Source organism: Alteromonas sp. K632G, from assembly GCF_017653625.1.
GTDB lineage: Bacteria > Pseudomonadota > Gammaproteobacteria > Enterobacterales > Alteromonadaceae > Alteromonas > Alteromonas naphthalenivorans.
The window spans coordinates 24,383-47,083 of the sequence record NZ_JAGGDM010000026.1 but is presented as its reverse complement, the minus strand read 5'-3'; the positions used below and the strand labels follow the sequence as shown (position 1 = coordinate 47,083).

The window sequence follows — 22,701 nt, the reverse complement described above, 5'->3', positions numbered from 1 at the left end:
TGGCTGGGGTAGCAGGACTCGAACCTACGAATGGCGGGATCAAAACCCGCTGCCTTACCAACTTGGCTATACCCCAATTTTTTATTTCTTGTCCGATGTGGCGTACACGTGCTCTGATTTTTTTAATTTTTGTAATAGCGGTGAGCGATTCACACCTTTTGCAACAAAACTTTGCCAAGCAGCAGGCAGTTTAGCCTGAACTTGTTTGGCGCAAACGTCGTCAGAAAAGGTGGCAAATACGCAGGCACCTGTGCCCGTCATTCGCGACGGTGCGTAGTGTACCAACCACTGTAATAAATTTGCAACTTCGGGATAGCGATTAACGACTAATTGCTGACAATCATTGCGAGTTTTTTCGAATTGGTAGTCTTCCCACTGCATAATTGGCGTATTTCTGGTCAATTGTTCAGCTGTAAATACCTCGGCAGTACTAATATGCACATTGGGGTTCGCCACCAAATACCATTTTTCTTCTTGCGGGGCAGGGGTGATTTCTTCACCTACCCCTGATGCGAAAGCGGTAAGTCCGCGTACAAAAATGGGTACATCTGCACCTAATTTAAGCCCAAGCTCAGCAAGTTCATCTTCTGATAGTTTAACGTCCCATAACTGATTTAGTGCGACTAGGGTGGTGGCTGCATTTGATGAACCGCCGCCAATACCGCCGCCCATGGGCAAGCATTTTTCTAAACTGATGCTTACACCTTTATTAATGTGAGCATGTTCAGCTAGCAGTTTGGCGGCACGAACAATAAGGTTATCTTCATCTTTTACCCCTTTTAGCGGGGTCGCCATAGAAATAACACCCGAATCATTAATGTCAAAAGCAAGCTTGTCGCCGTAATCAAGCATTTGAAATAAGCTTTGCAATTGGTGATAGCCATTTGGGTATCGACCATTAATATGTAGAAAAAGATTAAGTTTGGCAGGAGAAGGCCACCAATCTAGGCTTATCTCATGTGAATTCGTTACTTCTGAATTTGTCATTAAAGCAGCGTCCATTCATATATTTTTATTTTTAATTGCGTTGATGGCGGGTTGGGTTGAACCAAATTAATAGCGTGGGGCAGCCACACATTATTGCCTTCGGGGGTAGTCACATTGCCATAGTTAGCATAACTGACTTGCCACCCCTTACATGCACTACAGTTGCTTTCAAGAGTATTGAGTAGTCCCTTGTCGGTAAGGGTAAACGTGTCATCAGCAAGAGGAAGCCCTTTAATCCACGAAAGCAAGGGTTCGACGGGGATATCCATGCCCGTAGTATAATAAATTAATGGTTCAGGATCGGCGTCTTCATATACCTCGTTACCCGCTTTTAAAATGGCTTTATCGCCGTTCACATTCAAATCAACCATGGTTACACCAAGTAAATTGGTTAATCGGAAATGAAAATCGGCATCATCGGTTTTCCACAAAAGGTTAGCGCTAGCCCCTTCTTTTTCTTGTCTAAAGGCTATTTTTCCGCGCAATTGCCAAGCATCTACTTGTGCCACCTTTTTAAGCTGGGTGCTAAGGTTTACGGCGTCTTCAGGACCATCAGGTAGTGTGGTACAGGCGCTGATAAATAGGGTAACCAGTACAAGTATAAAAATGAAGCGAATCATTGGGTGTCGTCTTAGGTAAAGTGCATACTTTATGTGAACACAGTTCTACCAACACTTTCAATCATTTTGGGTTTTTCGTACAATGCGCGTCCGACGTTGCCAGCACAGATTTGAATGACTCTACTCGCCCTTGGTATTAATCACAAAACCGCCCCTGTCGCATTGCGTGAAAAAGTGGCTTTTACACCAGATTCTCTGGTGGAAGCACTTGCGTCATTAAGAAAGGTGGATGGCGTAGATGAGTCGGTGATTGTATCAACGTGCAATCGCACAGAGCTTTACGTGAACACCCAGCATGAAAGTGCTACTGCATTATTAGCGTGGTTATCAAACTTCCACCATGTTGAAGTTGATGAAATTGCCAACAACAGTTATGTGCTTGCCGCAGATGATGCGGTTAAACATATTATGCGAGTGGCAAGTGGATTAGATTCGCTCATTCTTGGTGAACCGCAGATATTAGGGCAGGTAAAGCAAGCCTTTGGCGATGCCAAACACTCAGGTATGATTAATACCGAGTTTGATAAACTATTTCAGCATACCTTTTCTGTGGCTAAGCGGGTACGCAGCGAAACTGAAATTGGCGCAAATGCCGTCAGCGTAGCTTATGCTGCAGTGCAATTAGCGAAGCATATATTTGCTGAGCTACCCAAGCGCTCGGTGCTACTGGTGGGTGCGGGTGAAACCATTGAGTTAGTGGCACAGCACTTAAAAGAGCAAGGTGTTACCTGCTTAGCTGTTGCCAACCGAACTATTTCTCGTGCAGAAGCCTTGGCTGAAACATTGGATGCCAGTGTGTATACCCTTTCACAGGTACCGGAACATCTAAAAGATTTCGATATAGTGATCAGCTCTACCGCCAGTCAGCTACCTTTAATAGGCAAGGGCATGGTAGAAAAGGCGTTGAAACAACGTAGAAATATGCCCATGTTTTTAGTGGATTTAGCGGTACCTCGTGACATTGAAGCTCAAGTGAACGAATTGGGTGATGCTTATTTATACACCGTAGATGATTTGCAGCACATCGTTCAAAAGAATTTACAAAATCGTGAGCAAGCAGCACTTGAAGCTGAAAAGCTAATTGAAAAGCAAGCTGGCGATTACATGAGCTGGAAGCAGTCTCAACAATCTATCGATTTAGTTAGGCAGTATCGTCAAAAGGGCATGGAACAGCGCGACGACGTGGTAGAAAAAGCATTGGCGCAGTTAACCGAAGGTAAAGACGCCGAAACGGTACTTAGTGAAATGGCCTACAAGCTAACCAATACATTGCTGCACCCCACAACCCTGGCACTTAGAGAAGCTGCCATGCATGATGACCCGGCGTTGAGTCGGTGGTTGGGGCAAGCATTATCGTTATCCGACACTACGTCAGATATCAAAAAATAAGGTAAACATAAAAATATGAAAGACTCGGTTGTCAGAAAACTCGAAAACTTGGTGGAACGCTTTGAAGAAGTGCAGGCTTTATTAGGCGATCCGCAAGTAATCGGCAATCAAGATAAGTTTCGTAATTTGTCAAAAGAGTTTAGCCAGCTAGAAAGCGTAGTTGGGGGCTTTAATGCTTATCAACAAGCGCAAGAAAATCTTGATTCAGCGAATGAGATGTTGAAAGAAGATGACGCAGAAATGCGTGAAATGGCGCAAGAAGAATTAAAAATTGCGAAAGCCGATATTGAACGCCTAGAAACTGAGCTTCAGGTTTTATTGTTACCTAAAGATCCTAACGATGACAGCAACTGCTTCTTAGAAGTACGTGCTGGTGCTGGTGGTGACGAAGCCGCAATATTTGCAGGCGATTTATTCCGTATGTACAGCCGTTATGCTGAAACCAAAGGTTGGCGCGTAGAATTAATTAACGCCAATGAGGGTGAGCATGGCGGTTATAAAGAAGTAGTCGCGAATATTAGTGGTGACGGCGTTTACGGTATTTTGAAATTCGAATCTGGCGGTCACCGTGTGCAGCGTGTACCCGATACAGAATCACAAGGTCGTATTCATACGTCTGCCTGTACCGTGGCTGTATTACCTGAAATTCCAGAATCAGAAGCTATTGATATTAACCCAGCGGATCTTCGCATCGATACTTTTAGAGCATCGGGTGCAGGTGGTCAGCACGTTAACAAAACCGACTCTGCTATTCGGATTACTCACTTGCCGTCAGGGTTAGTGGTTGAGTGTCAGGACGAGCGTTCGCAACATAAAAACCGTGCGAAAGCCATGTCGGTTTTGCAAGCGCGTTTGAATAACATTGAAGAAGAAAAGCGTGCGGCAGAAGAAGCCTCTACGCGTAAGAGTCTAGTCGGAAGTGGTGATCGTTCAGAGCGCATCCGTACCTATAACTTCCCGCAAGGCCGCGTAACTGATCACCGCATCAACTTAACGATATACCGTTTAGATGAAGTAATAGAAGGTGACTTGAAGCAGCTTCTCGACCCTATTATGCAAGAACATCAAGCTGACCTGTTAGCCTCGTTGTCAGACGACTAATACCATGCGTATAGACGCCGCATTAGCGTGGGCGGTAGCCGAGTTACATGAAGGCGAATCGCCAGCTGTTGATGCAAAAGTATTGTTAAGCCATGTATTAGATAAACCTCAGGTTTATCTTTTTACATGGCCAGACAAAACCTTAAGCGTCGACGCTATTTCTCAATACAAAACTCTGGTGGCCAAACGCGCCCAAGGTATTCCTGTGGCGTACCTAACGGGTAGCCGTGACTTTTGGACCTTACGTTTAGCAACCTCGCCCCATACCCTTATTCCTCGCCCCGATACCGAAGTATTAGTAGAGCAAACTCTTTCTTGTATAGCGTCAGCAGAATTTGCCCTTGAGGTAGAAGATAATAAGCTAGCCATTTGTGATTTAGGTACAGGTACAGGGGCAATTGCCCTCGCGCTGGCCTCTGAATTGCCCACTGCAAATATTACAGGTGTAGATTTACTGCATGAGGCTGTTCAACTCGCCACTAGCAATGCGGCGCTTAATAGCATTACTAATGCGCAATTTAAGCAAAGTAGTTGGTTTGACAATTTAGCGAATGAAAAATTTCACGTTATCGTTTCCAACCCACCTTATATAGAAATATCCAGCCCTTTTCTTCAGCAAGGTGATGTGCGCTTTGAGCCTGCATCAGCGCTTACATCAGGCGCCGATGGGCTTGATGATATAAAACACATTATCGCACTTGCACCCGCCCATTTATTAGAAGGTGGCTTACTGGCTTTTGAGCATGGTTTTGACCAAGCAAAAGCGGTTGGCGACCTGTTACACGCCCGAGGCTTTGTGAACGTGAGCACCGCAAAAGACTATGGTGGGAATGACCGAGTCACTTACGGTTACCTATCTACAACAGGTTAAGAATTTGTCACGTCTATTTGTTACTTCTATATGGGACTTGCTAAAAATACGTATTGCATTAATATTTTAAAAGTATTTTGGGAGCAGGAAGTTACAGATGAACGACGATTTACTTTTCATCGACGACGGTGAAGAAGATGTTGTAGAAGAGCTAGGTACATGGAAGATTCTGATTGTTGATGATGAACCTGAAGTTCATGCCATCACAAAATTGGCGCTTAATGACTTTTTCTTAAATGGTAAAACCCTAGAATTTATCAGTGCCTATAACGGCGATGAAGCAAAACGTTGTTTCAGAGAGCATGATGACATAGCAGTGGTTTTACTTGATGTTGTTATGGAAAGTGATGATGCGGGCTTACTGGTTGCTGAATATGTTCGCAACGAACTCGATAACCATTTTACGCGTATTATTCTTCGAACTGGACAGCCAGGACAAGCGCCTGAAAAAGATGTCATTATCAATTACGACATCAATGACTATAAATCGAAAACAGAACTAACCGCACAAAAGTTATTCACAGTTATTATTGCCGCGCTGCGTTCTTATCGCGATATTATTGTAATCGAAGAAAGCCGTGCAGGCTTAGAAAAAATTATTGATGCGTCTGTGGATTTGTTTTCATCCAATTCGCTCGAAAAATTCATGCAAGGCATTATTCAGCAACTGGCTTCTATTTTAGGTTGTTCGAAAGATGCTGCCTACATCACCACGGCGGTAGCGGCCACGCCCGATGCATCACCTAATCCTACAAATGCACTCGATCTTAATGAGCTGTACGTTTTTGCTGGCAACGGTGAATATTCAGATAAAGAAGGTGTGTTATTAAAAGATGCAGTGTCACCTGAAGAATATGAACTGTGCAAGCGCGCCATGCGCGACCGCGAAATTGTGTATGCGGAAGACCACGTAGTGGCGTATTGCAACAGTAAAACGCAAAACGGCGCGTTATTGTATTTATCAGGTTTACCTCGTCGGATTGGCGAAAATGACAAGCATTTGGTTAGGCGTTTTTCAAACAGTGTCCAACTAGCGTTTGATAATGTGCTCAAAACCATTGACGTAGAAAGTACGCAAAGAGAAATTATTGAGCGCTTAGGCAAAGCCATGGAACATGACGGGCAGGGTAGCAACCATATTGTGCGAATGACTGCGATGGCAGAGATTATGGGTTGTGGCATAGGCATGAATGAAAATGATGTGCGATTACTCAAGCATGCCATACCGCTTCATGACGTTGGTACCTCTCGGGTACCTGTCACTATTTTACGTAAGACTGAGCCCTTAACAGAGGATGAAGTTTTTGCCATTCGTCAGCATGCCGAATTTGGTTATCAGATTTTAAAAGACTCTTCTAGGCCCACGATTCAGCTTGCCGCAACATTGGCACGACAACACCACGAGCGATGGGATGGCAAAGGCTATCCTGAAGGGCTTCAAGGTCAAGACATCTTACAGCAAAGTCGCATAGCAACGTTGTTAGATGTGTTTGATGCACTCATCAATACTCGCCCTTATAAAACCGCATGGCCATTAGATAAGGTTGAAAAGGTTATCAATGAAGAAAAAGGGCGACACTTCGACCCGCTATTAGTTGATTACTTGTTGAACCACATTGAAAAATTCATGGCCATTCAACATCAGCACCCTGATATTCCTGAGTATGTTTAACTTAGTCGAATGCCCGTAAATAACGTACAATAACGAATAATTACATAATCAAAACTTAAGAACGATAGGAATTATTGTATGTATATGATGGCGAAATATCTGCACTTAACCGCAGTAGGGCTAAGTATTTTACTGTTTATTTTTCGCTTTATCTGGTCACAATTCGACGCCACAATTTTAACCAAAAAGTGGGTTAAAATTGTGCCTCATATTATTGATACGTTGTTACTAGCCAGTGCTATTTGGCTTTGCGTTATTTTGTCTCAATATCCCATTGTAAATGCATGGCTCACATTTAAGTTAGCTGGCGTTATCGCTTATATCGTGCTTGGGTTATTTGCCCTTAAAAAAGCAAAAACCACCGTGGGCCGCTGGGCCTTTTTCATTGCCGCGCTCGTGGTACTGATGACAACTGCGATGGTGGCAGTTACCAAACAACCCTTATTCTAGCATTTAACGGATAACGAATTAATTATGTCTGAATCTCAACAGATCATTCGTGTTGGCGATGTAGAAGTTGCTAATCACTTACCTTTCGTGCTTTTTGGCGGAATGAATGTATTAGAGTCTCGCGATCTTGCCATGCGCATTGCTGAGCATTATGTTGAAGTTACCCAAAAATTGGGTATTCCTTATGTTTTTAAAGCTTCATTTGATAAAGCAAACCGCTCATCGGTAACGTCTTATCGTGGTCCAGGTATGGAAGAGGGCTTGCGTATATTCGAAGAAATTAAATCTACTTTCAATGTGCCATTAATTACCGATGTTCATGAGCCTCACCAAGCCGCACCTGTTGCTGAAGTGGTAGATGTTATTCAACTTCCCGCGTTTTTAGCCCGTCAAACAGATTTGGTGGTTGCTATGGCTAAAACCGGTAGCGTAATTAATGTGAAGAAGCCGCAATTTCTAGCGCCTCATGAAATGCGTCATATCATTACTAAACTAGGTGAAGCGGGTAACGATAAAGTCATTTTATGTGAACGTGGTAGTAGCTTTGGCTATAACAACCTTGTGGTTGATATGCTGGGCATGGATGCAATGAAATCCTACGCACCGGTAATCTTTGATGCTACCCATGCACTGCAAATGCCAGGAGGTAGAGCAACATCAGCCGATGGTCGTCGTGCTCAAGCGGCACAATTAGCGCGAAGCGGAATGGCATTGGGCCTTGCTGGGTTGTTTATTGAAGCACATCCTAATCCGGATGAAGCAAAATGTGATGGGCCATGTGCGTTGCCATTGGCAAAACTTGAGCCGTATTTAGCGCAAATGAAAGCGTTAGATGAATTGGTGAAAGGGTTTGAGCCGTTAGATACCAGTAATACCTAGGCAAGTCTGATGGCGAATGCCGGTGCGTCGCACCGGCATGCGTATCAGGTGTGGGCGTGTATTATTCGCTTTCAGCAACTAATACAGTAGATTCTTTATTTTTTTCTTTCGCCATGGCAAGTAAGTTTTTATGTAACGCAATTTGCGTCTCTTCTGCCAGTAATGCAGCTGACTGCTTTTTAACAATAATGTGAGCGTCATTTTTAGGCAATACGTCTGCCATGTTTACGCTGGTCATCGCAGTAGCGATTAATGATTGAAGATTGATCTTTTCTGGTTGTACGTTAGCATTCGCAGCAGCGCTTGCAAAAGCCATTACAGATACACTAGCTAGTAGTAGTTTTTTCATTTTCACACCTAATAAAAATAATTTAAAAATATGTTTCCACTTGTTAAATTGCTTAACAAGTAGGCTTTGTAAAGAGTTGATATTCTAAGCTCTTTCCAAAGTTCGCGCAAATAATAGCCAAAACTCGTGCAAAAATAAAACGAGTAAAAGTATGGGTTATCATTAGCAAAACTAATGCGATTACTGCTGCTATAGTATGAGTAGGTCACACAGGATTTATTTCTTAACATGCATCGACGTCTTCCCCCTCTAAATGCGCTAAAAGCCTTTGAAGCGGCTGCCCGGCATTTGAGTTTCACTAAAGCGGCGGATGAGCTTTTTGTTACGCAAGCCGCGGTCAGTCATCAAATTAAAGCGCTTGAAGAATTCTTATCGATGAAGTTATTCATTCGTCGTAACAGAACCTTGTTATTAACCGAGGAAGGCCAGGCTTACTTCCTTGAATTAAAAGATATCTTTAAAAACCTGCAAGAAGCGACGGAAAGACTACTCGCAAGAGGCAGTAAGGGCGCCATAACTGTTGCCATGCCGCCGAGCTTTGCCAGCCAGTGGTTAGTGCCACGAATTAGTCAATTTAGTGTGGCGCAACCGGACATAGACGTAAGAATAAAAGCGGTAGACTTCGATGAAGGCTTTTTAGACGATGACGTAGATGTTGCTATTTACTATGGCAAAGGCCGCTGGAGTGGGTTGCAAGCAGACAAACTGCACCGTGAATTCCTAACACCATTATGTTCCCCTATGCTTTTCAATGGCCCTAAGCCGTTATCGAGTTTGGCAGATTTACGTCATCACGTGCTACTTCACGACTTAAGCCGCGCGGCGTGGAAAAACTGGCTTAAGCATGTGAGTGTATCAGGGGTAAATGTTAACCATGGACCAGTATTCAGCCACTCTATGCTGGTACTGCAAGCTGCCGCGTTAGGGCAGGGGATTGCGTTAGGTAATACGGTACTTGCCCGTCCAGAATTAGATGCAGGGCGATTAATTATGCCTTTTGAAGAGAAAGTAGAAAGTCGTGATGCTTTTTATTTGGTGTGCGAAGAATCCCAAGCTGAGCTTGGCAAAATTGCCGCTTTCAGAGAGTGGATATTAGGCTTGGTTGAAGAAGAGCAAGAGTGATAAGTTTTACATTTAAAAATAATACAGATAATGAGTCAGTCGATGTTTGATATTGAAATTCATTCGGTAAATACGGATGGAAAGACTAATGCACCTATAGCACGCCTTATTCTTGCGCACGGCGCGGGTGCCGGTAAGCACCACGATTTTATGCAGGCAATGGCTTCTCAGTTAACTGGCCATAATATTGAAGTGGTATTATTTAACTTTCCCTACATGCAAACCATGATGGAAACGGGAAAGCGTAGGCCGCCAGATAAAGCCGAAAAGTTACTCACACATTTTGCGGCGCTTATCGATGAGGTGGCTAAAACCCAAACTAGTGTACCGACGTTTATTGGCGGTAAATCCATGGGAGGACGCATGGCGACCATGGTACTTGATAAAGCTGAATCAATAGTAGGCGCGATAGCATTCGGTTATCCATTTCACCCTCCAGGTAAGCCTGAAAAACTCAGAACCGCCCATTTAGAAACGCTCAAAAAACCACTGCTTATACTGCAAGGCGAACGTGATACCTTCGGGACGAAGGATGAGGTGAGTGCCTATGCGTTATCGAGTACTATTGCGGTTTCTTACCTAACAGACGGCGATCACAGTTTTAAACCCAGAAAGCAAAGTGGCTTTACGTTAGAGACCCATATAGAATGCGCGGCTAAATCGACAGCTGATTTTATAAAAGCACACGTAAATAAATAATGAACCACCATTTAACCTTCGGTTTAACTTACACTCAATGACATGGGCAGGTGCTTTGAATAAGGCAATAAATAACACAGGGTCTGTTGATCAGAACCTAAGTAATAAGCAAGGCCTAAACAAACTCTGGCTGTGTGCTGGCATTCTTTTGGCGGCTACTGCAGTTATGCTAGGCGCTTTTGGCGCGCATGGTTTAAAAGCGATATTAGCACCATCGGCACTGACTACATTTGAAATTGGTGTTCGCTACCAGATGTATCATGGTTTAGCCATTGTGGCGCTGCCCGCTTTGTCGGCATACGGTTCGCCTAAATGGCTTAACGCGGTAGCTGCACTTTTTGTGGTTGGTTGTGCGCTGTTCAGTGGCAGTTTATATTTATTAGCAGTCACCGGTAACGGGTTATTTGGCCCCATTACGCCTTTGGGCGGCCTATGCTTTATTATCGGTTGGATAGCATTGGCTGTAGCTGTATTCAAAGGAAAAACTAATGACTAGCATTTTGGCCTATTGTCGCCCTGGCTATGAAAACGACACAGCCAATGAACTGGCTACTCGGTACGGCGAAAAAGAATACTTTGGCTATCCGGTATCAAAATCGAATACGGGCTTTGTGCATTATAATTTGTACGATAATACGAGCCTAGGTAATGCATTGGCATTGTTCGCGGTAAGCGAGTCTATATTTCCCCGCCAATTAATAGGTGTGTTCGCTACGCTTAATGATATTGAAAAAGAGGATAGAGTAGGGCAAGTACTCGACGCGCTAGAAGACGTGTCGCTCGAAGCGCTTACTGGTGCTCATGGTGTATTCGGTGCCATCGATGTTGAATACCCAGATACGGAAGACGGTAAAACCCTTGCGAAATTTTGTAGGAAGTTTACCGTTCCTCTTCGTCAGGCATTAAGAAAGAAGGGCTGGTTATCACCAAAGGAAAACGAGAATAAGCCTAAACTGCATGTTTTCTTCGAGTCTTTTGAAACTTGCTACATAGGCTATAGTCTTGCTGGATATCGCTCTAATGACCATTTAGGCATTTGCCGATTAAAATTTCCGTCCGATTCACCAAGTCGCTCAACCCTCAAGTTGGAAGATGCCTTGGTGAACATGTTAAGTGCTAACGAGCAACGTGAAGTACTTCGCGCTGGCGGTAGAGCAGTAGACTTGGGTGCATGCCCTGGTGGATGGACTTATCAACTAGTTAAACGTGAAATGTACGTTGAAGCGATTGATAATGGGGCTATTGCTGACAGCTTAATGAGCACAGGGCTTGTTGAACACCATGCTGCAGACGGGTTTACTTACAGACCACAATTTGGTCGTGTAGATTTACTAGTGTGTGATATGATAGAGCAACCCGATCGGGTAGCAAAGCTGATGGGTGACTGGTTGGTAAAACATTGGGCCACTCATGCGGTGTTTAATTTAAAGCTACCCATGAAACGACGATATGAAACCGTAATAGAGGCCATGTCGACGTTAATGACCAGATTGAATGCGTTAGACGATGCATTCACTGTCAAGGTAAGACATCTCTATCATGACAGAGATGAAGTTACAGTAACGATTGTACGCACTTCGTGAAACGAGGTGTGTTTTTGTTATTTTTAAAAAAATATCTAATATTCTTATATTATTGATATTTAAATAAAAAATTAATGGTGGCTCGGTTTTTCACAAACGTTTTCAGAGTTTGTGCTAAATAAAGGTGTATCTCTTGTACAGAAATCCTTTATAATCCGGCCGTTTTTTTACTCTGAATCAATGAAAGTGAACTAATGTCAGACTTATCCCTTTACAGAAACATTGGTATTTTCGCCCACGTAGACGCGGGTAAAACTACCACTACAGAACGTATTTTGAAGCTTACTGGTAAAATCCATAAAACCGGTGAAGTACACGACGGTGAGTCAACTACTGACTTCATGGAACAGGAAGCTGAGCGTGGTATTACTATCCAGTCGGCAGCAGTAAGCTGTTTCTGGAAAGATCACCGCTTCAACGTTATCGATACTCCAGGACACGTTGACTTCACAGTTGAAGTTTACCGTTCACTAAAAGTATTAGACGGCGGTATCGGTGTATTCTGTGGTTCTGGTGGTGTTGAACCGCAATCAGAAACTAACTGGCGTTATGCTAACGAATCAGAAGTTGCACGTATTATATTCGTAAACAAATTAGACCGTATGGGTGCTGATTTTTACCGTGTAACTGAGCAAGTACGTAAAGTACTTGGTGCTGTACCACTAGTTATGACGTTACCAATTGGTATCGAAGATGACTTCGTAGGTGTAGTAGACGTATTGACTAAACAAGCATACGTTTGGGATGACACTGGTCTTCCTGAAAACTACGAAATTAAAGACGTTCCTGCAGACATGGTAGACAAAGTTGATGAATACCATGAAATGCTTATCGAAACTGCTGTAGAGCAAGACGATGACCTAATGGAAGCGTACATGGAAGGTGAAACTCCTTCGGTTGAAGACATCAAGCGTTGTATCCGTAAAGGTACACGTGACCTTGCTTTCTTCCCTACATTCTGTGGTTCTGCATTCAAAAACAAAGGTGTTCAATTAGTACTTGACGCAGTTGTTGACTACTTACCATCTCCTACAGAAGTTGATCCTCAGCCTCTTATGGATGAAGAAGGTAACGAAAATGGCGAACATGCAATCGTATCTGCTGATGAAACGTTTAAAGCGTTAGCATTTAAGATCATGGATGACCGTTTTGGTGCACTAACATTCGTACGTATCTACTCTGGTAAATTGAACAAGGGTGACACCATCCTTAATTCATTCACTGGTAAAACTGAGCGTGTTGGCCGTATGGTTGAGATGCAAGCTGACGAACGTATTGAGTTATCTAGCGCACAAGCGGGTGACATCATTGCTATCGTAGGCATGAAGAACGTACAAACTGGTCACACACTTTGTGATCCGAAAGATCCAGTAACACTAGAGCCAATGGTTTTCCCAACGCCAGTAATCTCGATTGCTGTTCAGCCTAAAGATAAAGGCGGAAACGAGAAAATGGGTATCGCTATCGGTAAAATGATTGCAGAAGATCCTTCGTTCCAAGTTGAAACTGATGAAGATTCAGGCGAAACCATCCTTAAAGGTATGGGTGAGCTTCACTTAGACATCAAAGTAGACATTCTTAAGCGTACTTACGGTGTAGACCTTATTGTTGGTCAACCTCAAGTTGCTTACCGTGAAACTATCACTCAAGAAATTGAAGATAGCTACACGCATAAGAAGCAATCAGGTGGTTCTGGTCAGTTCGGTAAAATCGACTACCGCATCAAGCCTGGCGAAGCGGGTTCTGGCTTTACGTTCACATCATCTGTTGTTGGTGGTAACGTACCGAAAGAATTCTGGCCTGCAGTTGAGAAAGGCTTCAAGTCTATGATGGGCGAAGGTGTTCTAGCTGGCTTCCCAGTACTAGACGTTGAAGTTGAACTTTTTGACGGTGGCTTCCACGCAGTGGATTCATCAGCAATCGCGTTCGAAATCGCTGCTAAAGGCGCTTTCCGCCAATCTATTCCTAAAGCGGGTGCACAACTTCTTGAGCCAATCATGAAAGTTGACGTATTTACGCCAGAAGATCACGTTGGTGACGTAATCGGTGACCTTAACCGTCGTCGTGGTATGCTAAGCGACCAAGAAGCTGGTTTAACTGGCGTTCGCATTAAAGCAGACGTTCCGTTATCAGAAATGTTCGGTTACATCGGTTCACTACGTACAATGACATCTGGTCGTGGTCAGTTCTCTATGGAGTTCTCACACTACGCAGCTTGTCCACAAAACGTAGCTGACAAAGTAATGGAAGAAGCTAAAGCACGTAAAGCAGCTAAGTAATTAGCTACTAACTAGGTAAGCATTCATGCTTACCTTAGTGTTAAGCATATAAAAGCCCGTCTGGAATACCAGACGGGCTTTTTTGTTGCTAAATGCTAATTAATACATCTTGTAGGGTAAGAACTTTCCAGACATCACCACACTTACGCGGTCACCTTTAGGATCGTTCTCGCGTTGCAAATCCATTGAGAAATCGATAGCGCTCATTATGCCGTCTCCAAATTCTTCATGAATAAGTTCTTTTAAGGTTGTGCCATAAACACTGACTAATTCGTACCAGCGATAGATAAGCGGGTCGGTAGGCACTTCGGTCGGCAACGAACCTTTATAAGGCGCAATTTGTAACCAAGCAATGGCTTCATCACTCAGTTCTAGCATTTCGCCCACGGCTGTCGCTTGTTCTTTAGTCATCGCCATTTGCCCTAAACACGCGGCGGTACTCCATTCTTTTGATTGTCCTACCGCTTGGGCAATTTCACTCCATTTAATGCCTTTAGAAATTTTTGAAGACTGGATCATGTCGGTAACTTGAGTTCGATTGGTAATCATTGCATTTCCTTTTTTGAGTGATACGGGTTATTGATAAAAGTTAGTTGTTGCCATAAAGCAGTATGAAGGTAATTACATTACTAATAACTAACAGCAGGGACAGTCCCTGCCAGAATTTAAGTGGGTGACGTTGTATTAATGGCGCGGTCACGCGGTTAAGAAAAGCGGGGCTAGGGTGTCGAAGGTGATAGGTAAACTCAGATAAGCTAGCAAAACGCTTTTCAGGATTAGGCTGTAATGCTCGTTTCAGCGTGGCATCTATCCAAGCTGGAATAGGCCGTCTATCATCAAGCACCGATTGATATTTGAGTTTGTGCTGCGCCGCCACGGTCCGGGTTTTAGCTACTTGTGTGCCATAAGGAAAGCGGTCGCTGAGTAAGTAATAGGTGAGTACGGCAAGAGAATAAAGGTCGGATTGATCACAGCCGCTATCGCCTAAGAAGTATTCTGGAGCAACATAAGCTGCGGTGCCCATAATATCACTCTCGTGTTCAAATAATGCGTCACTAATGCCAGCAACACGGGCAGAACCTAAATCTATTATTTTGCAGTTACCTGAAGCTTCGATCATGATGTTTTCAGGGCGAATGTCTTGATGGAGAAGTCCTTCTCGGTGCATGGCCATTAAGCCTTGTGCTACCTGCTCAATAATACTTCGTACTTTTTCAACATCTGGCTTAGGGTTATCAGTTAGCCACTGGGTTAAGTTCTGCCCTTCAATATATTCGCTAATGGTATACATACATGAAGGCGGCTGAATACGAGTAGGTACGTTAATTACATGGTTGGATTTAATTCGTCGTGCCAGCCATTCTTCTAATGCAAAGTGCTCAAGGTAGTGGCTGTCTTGTGCCAGTTCAGTAGACGGTATTTTAATAACGATATGTGCTTTGTTATTTTCATCCCACGCTAGGAAAACATGGCTTCTAGCCGACTGGTATAGCTGTCGCTCAATGCGGTAGGCATCTATCGTCTCTCCCACATTCAACTGCTTAATAATGGGAGCTGACGTTTCATCAACAGCATATTCCGGTGTTAAAAACTTACCATCGCCCACGCTCTCTACTGTTATAAATTGGCAAGAAACGTTGTCATCACTGTTGTTTTCTAACGCAAGATCTACAAGGCGTTGCGCGAGGGGCTTGGCGCTCTTTTTTGCTATAGAAGTTTTTGAAATAGCAGTTTTTTGACTAGAAGTGCTATGAGCAGAAGCATCATCCTCAGACGCATAAATCGGCGATATAAGTGAGGCAAGCGTAGGGGATGAAACATATTCATAAACGCCATCTGTCATTAGAATAAGGGTATCGCCTGCTTTTAGCGGGACCGCGAGGTAATCAATGTCGACATTCGCATGCACACCCAGCGCATTAGCGAGATAAGACTCATGCTGTGAGTGGTCTACTCGATGAGATTGGGTAAGGACTTGTATCCTATCGTCAGAATACAAACAGACTCTAGCATCACCAACATGGAATATATGTGCCGTATCGCCTTTAACGATAACTGCAGAAAAAGTGCATACATAGCCCTTATCAGGGGTATAGCAAAAAGGGCTTTGCTGGGTTTTGGTATATAAAGTGGCATTAATACTTTGTATAACGGTTTTAGCGCTTTGCACCACTCCCCAGGTTTCAGGGGTACAAAAGTATTGTTTTATGAAATCTTTAATTGCTAAATCACTGGCTATTTGGCTAACCGTGCTGCTACTTATGCCATCGGCAAGTGCAAAGGCGGCGCCTTTTAATGTTAAAGCTGGGTCGTTACTAGCTGGAATAAACGCATCGCAAGCGTCTTGATTTATTGGCTTAACGCCGGCGCTACTGCATTCGCTATAGTGAAGTGATAAGGATTGAATCTGCATATTAAAAAAGCCCGATACAGAGGAAACGTACCGGGCTTGCTAACTTATACTGTAGCGGCTTTTGCTGGCGCTTTTTCAGCAACAGCAATTTTACGCTTAGGTGCAGTTTTAACGTGTGTGCTGTAAATCGTTAAACCTGTAAACGCTAAACCACCAACAAGGTTACCTAGCGCTGTTGGAATTTCATTCCACACGAAGTAATCCATGATAGAAAACTCACCACCCATGATAAGACCGAATGGGAATAAGAACATGTTTACAACAGAGTGTTCAAAACCCATGAAAAAGAACAGCATGATAGGCATCCACATGGCCAATACTTTACCGCTCACATGAGTAGAGATCATCGCGCCAACTACACCCAGTGATACCATCCAGTTACACAACATGCCGCGAATAAAAATAGTAAACCAACCGGCAGTACCATGTTCTGCGTAACCTAATGTTCTCGCTTCACCGATACTAGCTACTTTAGCAGCAATAGCACCACCATCTACGTTGTAACCCATGGTGAAAATAAAAGACATCATAAAGGCAACAGTCAGTGCGCCACCAAAGTTACCTAAAAATACTAAGCCCCAGTTACGTAAAATTTGTTTAGGGGTAACACCCGGTCGCTTAGCAAGCCAAGCAAGTGGGGTTAATACAAATACACCCGTTAATAGGTCGAAGCCCATTAAATACAGCATACAAAACCCCACCGGGAACAAAACGGCCCCCAGTAAGAAGATGCCGGTTTGCACCGCAATCGTAATAGCAAATACAGCCGCTAACGCTAATATTGCGCCAGCCATAAATGCGCGGATTAGCGTATCTCGTGTAGACATGTAAATTTTAGATTCACCGGCATCTACCATTTTCGTAGCAAACTCGGCGGGAAGTAAATAAGCCATAATTAATCACCCTGATTTGTAATTTATTTAAAATAACGAGCCACATCACTGCTTTCATCGATAGAACAAACGAACAAAAAAAAACGTCCACACCATTCCCTGTTTCCAAAGAAGGTTGTGGACGTCTTTATCCAATTCGATAGATTGTGTTAGTCAGTTTACAAACCGACTCGTACTGTTAAAAGATTAGCGAAAATAGTGCCAAAAAAGCATTTTAATAATAACTTCAATTAAATCATTGGGTTATTCTTATTTAGTTACACTAATAAATGATTGGAGTGATCAGCTTTAAACCACAATGGTGCAAATGAAGTGCTAGGGTGCACCGAATTGGTGGTTAATAAACCAAAAAATTCCACCTCACACTTTTTATTATTGACTGACTCTAGCGTTATATGGCTTTGGTTTGCTTTAAGTCTTTTTTTAACGCGACAAGTGTATCTTTCATTGCTCGTTCTTTTTGACTTCGGCTATCGCGACTTTCATCTGTAGCACTTTGATATAGTGCATGTTCAAAATCTTGGGTGAGCGAGTTAAATAGCGAGGCCGCGTTTGTTGGTAAAAAGGGTTTCACTTGTTTGAAGTATGCAGTGCTTCCTTTGTTCTCTCGCGCTACCTTAGTAAAATTCGACACCAACTCAACAGCGTTTAAATAAATGTGTTGATGTGCAGGCACGGTCGACTTCTTTCTAAGAGGAAAGAACAGCACAAGCAGAAAAATACTGACTATCCCCAGAAGACTCAAAAAGAAGAACGTCATTTTCTGAGAGGTTAAATCGCCAAGAAGCTTTTTTAATAAATCAGTTTGAGTTTGATTATCAAAACCCAGAACTAATCTACTCCACTGATAATCAAGTTGGCGAAACCATCCTCTGATAGATAAAAACAGTTCAGCTGAATTTAAATTCTTAAACATACCTTCACTGCGAGTTTCATTAAAATCGGCTAACGCTTGTTCTAATCCAAAGGTAATGCGTGATGGTGCCACCATACTAGTAGGATCGTACGAGACCCAAACGCCGTCTATTAATGCTTCTACCCAAGCGTGGGCATCGTACTGGCGAACTTGTATTACGTTGTCACTTAATAATTCGCCACCTTGATAGCCTGTCACCATACGAGCAGGAATGCCCGCAACCCGAAGGGCAAACACCATGGCGCTGGCATAGTGAGCACAAAAACCCGCCTTTGCTTCGAACATAAAGGTGTCGATGGGCGAGTTCGGCATAGCGTCAGGTTGTAAGGTGTAACTAAATCCGTTGGTTTTAAAGTGGCGTAGAATGTCATCGGCAATACTTCGCTCACTGTGCGCATTTGCTTTTAGCTGCTTTACCCACGCTTGAGTACGTACGTTGCTGTCCATGGGGTATTGAATATTAAGTTGATAATCAAAGTCATATATCTCACTAACACGTGGCGTTTCTGGATAATAAGTTAAATAGAACGCGCGTTTGCCAACAATTGGACGCGCTGCACGTAATGCATAATTGAACTGACGCCGCATCTCAGGATTGTCTAAATTTGTGTTTTCAGCCGACACATCAAGAGAATACAGCCAGCGTTGGTTACTGGGCTCTACTATCAATTGATAGTTTTCTGAGGGGGGAAGCGATGCGTCAGTTGAAGGCGCCGCGACACGTCGACCCATAGTTTTAAGCTGTGCTTCAGCTTGTTTTCGTCGTGGGCTAATTGTCCACGTTTTACCGTCAAAGGCTTCCATCGTCATGGCGCGCCAATACCGCTGTTCGGCCAATGGTGGGCGTTGCTCAAAGGTGGCGGTGAACGCTAAATCAGACGACCTCGCCAGCGAGGCAATATCCCCTGGCGTGACCGAATCTGATAACCCTGTTTCATTAGACTTAGACGTAGGCATTTGCCAAAGAGGAGGAAACTGCGGCATCACTACAAATAACAGTGCGGCCAAGGGAAATGCTTGCAGCAGTATTATCGACGATTTACGCATCGACCCCCTAAAACTTCTCGCGGGGGCGTATACCAATGACAATGCGGTGAACAAAAGAACGATAACCGCGACATAGCCTATCCATGCTTCAATACCTAAAGCAAAAATAAAACCACAGCCGACCAGAAATATGCACGAGCAGAATAGCTGTAAAAAATCTTTCGTTTTTGAAAGCAACATAAGCTTCAGCGAGCAGGCAATCACTAAAAGGTTAATCATGCTGTTGAGCAAACCAATAGAAAGACCGAACCAGCCTAGCGCTATTAAGGATAATACGGCTAACAAATTTACGGTGCGGCTACTTGGGTTATATTCTTGCCACCTAAAATACAACGCGCTTTGCATAATAACCGCGCATATGGCAAGTAATATCACCCAAGTTAGCAATGGGGTAAGCAGGCTAAGGGTTAGTACCATAAAGCAGGTGGATAGCAGCATATTTGCTTTATGGTTCATTTACTCAGCCCTTGGAAATCACTGTTGTCTGCGGCTTGCGCGGCAAGAGGAGCCGCCGGAGAGATAGATGCATGACTCGAAGACTTAGCCGAACTAGCATCAAAAGGTGTGTTGGGATAAGTCGCCAGTGCCTTCAGACATTGATGCATGTGTGAAATAGAATTATTGGGGGTAAAGGTTGCACTACCTAGTTTTAAACCGTAGTGCAGACCTTGCGATTGCATCGACACTATTTTTTGAGTCAATGCACTTAATCCTTCTTCTAGCGGGGTGTTAGTCGGCAAACTTAAATACACGTCGTCGCTTTTTTGTTCGCTAAACTGCTTTACCACCCAATTTCCTGTTTTAGCGACTTGCTTCCACGCTACGCGGTTTAACGGTTCGCCTTCAATGAAATCGGTGAGGGCAAAAAAGTCTTCATTACCTTGTCGGTCATCTTCTTTACCACCGACGGCATCTTCCGTGTTGTGAACAACTTCACACACCGGTCCAGCTTTGGGTTCTGGATACACGATGACTTTTACGTCGAAATCTAAGTGAGTCCAACAATGATACAAACCGAAGGGGTAGGCGCTTTTAAAGGTAATTCGAGGGAGTCTGTGCTCACCTCTAGTGTGAAGTAATAAAGGAACAGTCAGTCGCTGTTCTCGATTGCCAATATCAAAGGAGATAGTGCTCGTATCTTTTCGCCTAGGCAGTTGAAGCCACTGCAGCTGTAATAACCCTTCCGGCGTAGTTTTATAGTCTGAGTGCTTAATCCGATTGAGGGTAAGGTGTGCTGACGTATTAGCAAATACGGTTTTGGGGGAGGATGCGCTAAGGGCAATAGCCGCAAAATTTTGATAGCTGTAAAACAAAGTGATTAACATTACGCTAAGTAACAAATAGCTTAATAACAGCATAAGGTTGTTTTGATAGTTAGTGCCTAATAGAAACAAGCACATACACATCACGATAAATCCCCAGCCAAAACGGCTCGGCAAAATAAACACCGAACGCATATTCAGAGCATGTGAAGAATGTGGCGGAATACGTTTGTCTAGCCAAGCGAGCCAATGCTTATGTAATACCTTTTTAAACATGGATTACGCCGCCAGCGGATCGATACTATCCAGTAAATGCTGACTTAGCGACGTGCCCGTATGTTCAGGGGTACTTGCACTAAGCCTATGCTCAGTAACGGCAACGAATATAGCTTGCACGTCATCTGGCGTCACAAAAGTTCTATCGTGCATATAAGCCCAAGCCCTAGCGGCCTGCAATAAGGCTCGGCTAGCCCGTGGCGACAACGGGGTAGGGTAGCGACCTTCTGCGCGACTTTCTGTCACTAAACGCAATATATAATTAATCACATCATCGCTAGCATGCACATGGGTAACCGCATCTTGCATAGTGATCAAATCGGTCTGCGATAAACACGAGGCTATCTGTTGCTGAACGTCAGTTGATTGTTTCAGCATGGCTTTTTCGGCTTCCCAGTTCGGAAAGCCCAGGGAAATACGCATAAAAAAGCGGTCTAGTTGTGACTCAGGTAGCGGATAGGTGCCAGATTGATAACCCGGGTTTTGCGTGCCGATAACAAAAAAGGGAGAAGGTAAAGCATGGGTGGTGCCATCAATACTCACTTGTCGCTCTTCCATCGCTTCTAACAAGGCACTTTGGGTTTTAGGGCTTGCTCGGTTTAGCTCGTCGGCAAGAACAACTTGGCTAAAAATGGGGCCGTGCCTAAATTGAAATTCACCATTGTGACTTTGATAAACGTTAACCCCTAGCATGTCTGATGGGAGTAAATCTGACGTAAATTGAATACGTGAATATTGAAGGCCGAATACATGGGAAAGTGCGTGGGAAAGCGTGGTTTTACCCATACCAGGTAAATCTTCAATAAGAAGGTGACCATGAGCTAGCAAACACGTTACCGCAAGTTTTAACTGTTCAGATTTGCCGATAATCTTCTGACTTAGCGCGTCATGCACTAATTGAATCTCTTTTCGCATGATAAAACGTTACCTTTTTAACCCCTTATGTATTGATAATAGCAACTAAAGTGCTCAAATAGCAGTTGACACCCATACAAAGGTATGAGCATGGTTATTTAACACGTTAAAAGCATCATTTTAATGTTGGTTTTAACGAATTTAGGGCTAGGTTAGAAATAGTGCTGCGCTGTGCGTATCGGTTGTCTATAATGGGGCATCTTGTTAAGGAAGTAGTTATGAAAAGCATTGAAATAGATGATGATTTGTATGCCTTTATCGCCAGCCAAACAAAACATATAGGCGAGAGCGCATCAGAAATTTTACGTAGGCTTTTATTGCCTGAAGACGGTGAAATAAAGGGTGCAAACAACGCCTCTCTACCTGATGAGTCAGTACAATCGGCGAAAGCACCGGTTGCTGCTACCACTACCGCTAACGCCTCGGCGCAAAAGGCAGAAGCGAAACCAGCCACTAAACCGGTGGCCAAAGCGGCACCTAAAGCAACCGTTGCCAAAGCACCAGTGACGAAATCACCCGCTGCAAAATCAACAACTGCAGCCAAAGCGCCCGTTAAAAAAGACGTAGTGGCGCCAACGGTGACTGAAATAGAAAATCACAATAAAGATGATATTGTGGGTATGGTATCTCAAGATGCGTTATCGACCTTTACCAAACGTGTCGACCAATTCTTATTTATTCTAAGTGCTGCGCACAAGTTAAATAGCGATACCTTTGAAAACGTTAAATCGATTATTGGTAAAAATCGTACCTATTTTGCTACAAGCAAAGAGGCGTTGTTAGAAAATGGCAGTAGTACTAATCCAAAAGCCATTCCTGATAGCCCATTTTGGGTGGTCACCAACAACAATACCGCGAAGAAAGTAAACATGCTGGAACAAGTTTTGCGTACATTAGGGTATCAGCCCGATGTCGTCGAAACGGTAGTAAGTCGATTCGCCCCAGAGGGCAAATAAACGCTTAACTTAAAATAAGGAC

The 22,701-nt window shown here is 43.6% G+C and carries 21 protein-coding genes and 1 tRNA gene; 12 read left to right on the top strand and 10 right to left on the bottom strand.

The window, feature by feature from the left end:
* The 3 genes from J5X92_RS19620 to lolB form a co-directional block, all read right to left on the bottom strand.
* Window positions 1-76 (bottom strand) — tRNA-Gln (locus J5X92_RS19620).
* Between the two features lie 5 nt (window positions 77-81).
* Entirely contained in the window at window positions 82-987 is a 906-nt protein-coding gene (ispE, locus tag J5X92_RS19615; protein ID WP_244361106.1) for a 4-(cytidine 5'-diphospho)-2-C-methyl-D-erythritol kinase, read from the bottom strand.
* Window positions 987-1,607: a lipoprotein insertase outer membrane protein LolB gene (gene lolB, locus J5X92_RS19610; RefSeq protein ID WP_208806345.1), complete on the bottom strand. Its 621-nt coding sequence runs from the start codon at window positions 1,605-1,607 to the stop codon at window positions 987-989. The genes ispE and lolB overlap by 1 nt, the downstream gene beginning before the upstream one ends.
* 114 nt (window positions 1,608-1,721) lie before the next feature.
* Here lolB and hemA point away from each other — a divergent pair, with 114 nt between their 5' ends.
* The 6 genes from hemA to kdsA all read left to right on the top strand — a co-directional run bounded on the left by hemA (window position 1,722) and on the right by kdsA (window position 7,969).
* Complete coding sequence (gene hemA / locus J5X92_RS19605) at window positions 1,722-2,996, top strand: glutamyl-tRNA reductase (protein WP_126873894.1); 1,275 nt, start codon at window positions 1,722-1,724, stop codon at window positions 2,994-2,996.
* Window positions 2,997-3,011: 15 nt separating this feature from the next.
* Entirely contained in the window at window positions 3,012-4,097 is a 1,086-nt protein-coding gene (gene prfA / locus J5X92_RS19600) for a peptide chain release factor 1 (protein WP_013784686.1), read from the top strand.
* 4 nt (window positions 4,098-4,101) lie between these two features.
* Window positions 4,102-4,968 carry a peptide chain release factor N(5)-glutamine methyltransferase gene (gene prmC / locus J5X92_RS19595; protein WP_208806344.1) on the top strand — a complete coding sequence of 289 codons (867 nt, stop codon included), beginning with the start codon at window positions 4,102-4,104 and terminating at the stop codon, window positions 4,966-4,968.
* 97 nt (window positions 4,969-5,065) lie between these two features.
* Complete coding sequence (locus J5X92_RS19590; protein ID WP_208806343.1) at window positions 5,066-6,640, top strand: DUF3369 domain-containing protein; 1,575 nt, start codon at window positions 5,066-5,068, stop codon at window positions 6,638-6,640.
* Between the two features lie 78 nt (window positions 6,641-6,718).
* Complete coding sequence (locus J5X92_RS19585) at window positions 6,719-7,090, top strand: SirB2 family protein (RefSeq protein ID WP_208806342.1); 372 nt, start codon at window positions 6,719-6,721, stop codon at window positions 7,088-7,090.
* Window positions 7,091-7,114: 24 nt separating this feature from the next.
* Entirely contained in the window at window positions 7,115-7,969 is an 855-nt protein-coding gene (gene kdsA / locus J5X92_RS19580) for a 3-deoxy-8-phosphooctulonate synthase (protein ID WP_013784682.1), read from the top strand.
* Window positions 7,970-8,030: 61 nt separating this feature from the next.
* Here the strand turns inward: kdsA and J5X92_RS19575 are convergent, their stop codons facing one another.
* Entirely contained in the window at window positions 8,031-8,318 is a 288-nt protein-coding gene (locus tag J5X92_RS19575; RefSeq protein WP_208806341.1) for a hypothetical protein, read from the bottom strand.
* Window positions 8,319-8,546: 228 nt separating this feature from the next.
* On the opposite strand from J5X92_RS19575, the gene J5X92_RS19570 reads away from it, so the two are divergent.
* The 5 genes from J5X92_RS19570 to fusA all read left to right on the top strand — a co-directional run bounded on the left by J5X92_RS19570 (window position 8,547) and on the right by fusA (window position 14,001).
* Window positions 8,547-9,440 (top strand): transcriptional regulator GcvA, encoded by an 894-nt coding sequence (locus J5X92_RS19570; RefSeq protein WP_208806340.1) that lies wholly within the window; start codon window positions 8,547-8,549, stop codon window positions 9,438-9,440.
* A 42-nt stretch (window positions 9,441-9,482) separates the two neighbouring features.
* On the top strand, window positions 9,483-10,139 hold the full coding sequence (locus J5X92_RS19565) for an alpha/beta family hydrolase (protein WP_208806339.1): 657 nt from the start codon (window positions 9,483-9,485) through the stop codon (window positions 10,137-10,139).
* A gap of 166 nt (window positions 10,140-10,305) precedes the next feature.
* Complete coding sequence (locus J5X92_RS19560; protein WP_232043584.1) at window positions 10,306-10,635, top strand: DUF423 domain-containing protein; 330 nt, start codon at window positions 10,306-10,308, stop codon at window positions 10,633-10,635.
* Entirely contained in the window at window positions 10,628-11,722 is a 1,095-nt protein-coding gene (gene rlmM, locus J5X92_RS19555; RefSeq protein WP_126873887.1) for a 23S rRNA (cytidine(2498)-2'-O)-methyltransferase RlmM, read from the top strand. Before J5X92_RS19560 ends, rlmM begins: the two co-directional genes overlap by 8 nt.
* A 194-nt stretch (window positions 11,723-11,916) precedes the next feature.
* On the top strand, window positions 11,917-14,001 hold the full coding sequence (fusA, locus tag J5X92_RS19550) for an elongation factor G (protein WP_208806337.1): 2,085 nt from the start codon (window positions 11,917-11,919) through the stop codon (window positions 13,999-14,001).
* A 99-nt stretch (window positions 14,002-14,100) separates the two neighbouring features.
* Here the strand turns inward: fusA and cynS are convergent, their stop codons facing one another.
* The 6 genes from cynS to J5X92_RS19520 all read right to left on the bottom strand — a co-directional run bounded on the left by cynS (window position 14,101) and on the right by J5X92_RS19520 (window position 21,723).
* Window positions 14,101-14,550, bottom strand: a complete 450-nt coding sequence (gene cynS, locus J5X92_RS19545) for a cyanase (protein ID WP_013784675.1) — start codon at window positions 14,548-14,550, stop codon at window positions 14,101-14,103.
* A gap of 40 nt (window positions 14,551-14,590) precedes the next feature.
* Window positions 14,591-16,414 carry a protein kinase gene (locus J5X92_RS19540; RefSeq protein WP_208806336.1) on the bottom strand — a complete coding sequence of 608 codons (1,824 nt, stop codon included), beginning with the start codon at window positions 16,412-16,414 and terminating at the stop codon, window positions 14,591-14,593.
* 44 nt (window positions 16,415-16,458) lie between these two features.
* Complete coding sequence (locus J5X92_RS19535) at window positions 16,459-17,307, bottom strand: formate/nitrite transporter family protein (protein ID WP_013784673.1); 849 nt, start codon at window positions 17,305-17,307, stop codon at window positions 16,459-16,461.
* Between the two features lie 391 nt (window positions 17,308-17,698).
* Window positions 17,699-19,726: a DUF3488 and transglutaminase-like domain-containing protein gene (locus tag J5X92_RS19530; RefSeq protein ID WP_126873884.1), complete on the bottom strand. Its 2,028-nt coding sequence runs from the start codon at window positions 19,724-19,726 to the stop codon at window positions 17,699-17,701.
* Complete coding sequence (locus J5X92_RS19525; RefSeq protein WP_208806335.1) at window positions 19,723-20,808, bottom strand: DUF58 domain-containing protein; 1,086 nt, start codon at window positions 20,806-20,808, stop codon at window positions 19,723-19,725. The genes J5X92_RS19530 and J5X92_RS19525 overlap by 4 nt, the downstream gene beginning before the upstream one ends.
* A gap of 3 nt (window positions 20,809-20,811) precedes the next feature.
* The gene (locus tag J5X92_RS19520) at window positions 20,812-21,723 is read right to left on the bottom strand and encodes a MoxR family ATPase (protein WP_126873882.1); all 912 of its coding nucleotides are present in this window, start codon (window positions 21,721-21,723) and stop codon (window positions 20,812-20,814) included.
* Window positions 21,724-21,941: 218 nt separating this feature from the next.
* Here J5X92_RS19520 and seqA point away from each other — a divergent pair, with 218 nt between their 5' ends.
* Window positions 21,942-22,679, top strand: coding sequence for a replication initiation negative regulator SeqA (gene seqA / locus J5X92_RS19515; RefSeq protein ID WP_208806334.1), 738 nt, complete (start codon window positions 21,942-21,944; stop codon window positions 22,677-22,679).
* The last annotated feature ends 22 nt before the right edge of the window (window positions 22,680-22,701 follow it).

Coding starts and splice junctions, on each gene's coding strand:
- rlmM (WP_126873887.1), top strand. CDS start 10,628: ATGACTAGCATTTTGGCCTATTGTCGCCCTGGCTATGAAAACGACACA.
- J5X92_RS19565 (WP_208806339.1), top strand. CDS start 9,483: ATGTTTGATATTGAAATTCATTCGGTAAATACGGATGGAAAGACTAAT.
- J5X92_RS19520 (WP_126873882.1), bottom strand. CDS start 21,723: ATGCGAAAAGAGATTCAATTAGTGCATGACGCGCTAAGTCAGAAGATT.
- fusA (WP_208806337.1), top strand. CDS start 11,917: ATGTCAGACTTATCCCTTTACAGAAACATTGGTATTTTCGCCCACGTA.
- ispE (WP_244361106.1), bottom strand. CDS start 987: ATGACAAATTCAGAAGTAACGAATTCACATGAGATAAGCCTAGATTGG.
- seqA (WP_208806334.1), top strand. CDS start 21,942: ATGAAAAGCATTGAAATAGATGATGATTTGTATGCCTTTATCGCCAGC.
- J5X92_RS19570 (WP_208806340.1), top strand. CDS start 8,547: ATGCATCGACGTCTTCCCCCTCTAAATGCGCTAAAAGCCTTTGAAGCG.
- J5X92_RS19560 (WP_232043584.1), top strand. CDS start 10,306: ATGCTAGGCGCTTTTGGCGCGCATGGTTTAAAAGCGATATTAGCACCA.
- cynS (WP_013784675.1), bottom strand. CDS start 14,550: ATGATTACCAATCGAACTCAAGTTACCGACATGATCCAGTCTTCAAAA.
- J5X92_RS19535 (WP_013784673.1), bottom strand. CDS start 17,307: ATGGCTTATTTACTTCCCGCCGAGTTTGCTACGAAAATGGTAGATGCC.
- lolB (WP_208806345.1), bottom strand. CDS start 1,607: ATGATTCGCTTCATTTTTATACTTGTACTGGTTACCCTATTTATCAGC.
- J5X92_RS19590 (WP_208806343.1), top strand. CDS start 5,066: ATGAACGACGATTTACTTTTCATCGACGACGGTGAAGAAGATGTTGTA.
- J5X92_RS19540 (WP_208806336.1), bottom strand. CDS start 16,414: ATGCAGATTCAATCCTTATCACTTCACTATAGCGAATGCAGTAGCGCC.
- kdsA (WP_013784682.1), top strand. CDS start 7,115: ATGTCTGAATCTCAACAGATCATTCGTGTTGGCGATGTAGAAGTTGCT.
- hemA (WP_126873894.1), top strand. CDS start 1,722: ATGACTCTACTCGCCCTTGGTATTAATCACAAAACCGCCCCTGTCGCA.
- J5X92_RS19525 (WP_208806335.1), bottom strand. CDS start 20,808: ATGTTTAAAAAGGTATTACATAAGCATTGGCTCGCTTGGCTAGACAAA.
- J5X92_RS19530 (WP_126873884.1), bottom strand. CDS start 19,726: ATGAACCATAAAGCAAATATGCTGCTATCCACCTGCTTTATGGTACTA.
- J5X92_RS19575 (WP_208806341.1), bottom strand. CDS start 8,318: ATGAAAAAACTACTACTAGCTAGTGTATCTGTAATGGCTTTTGCAAGC.
- prfA (WP_013784686.1), top strand. CDS start 3,012: ATGAAAGACTCGGTTGTCAGAAAACTCGAAAACTTGGTGGAACGCTTT.
- prmC (WP_208806344.1), top strand. CDS start 4,102: ATGCGTATAGACGCCGCATTAGCGTGGGCGGTAGCCGAGTTACATGAA.
- J5X92_RS19585 (WP_208806342.1), top strand. CDS start 6,719: ATGTATATGATGGCGAAATATCTGCACTTAACCGCAGTAGGGCTAAGT.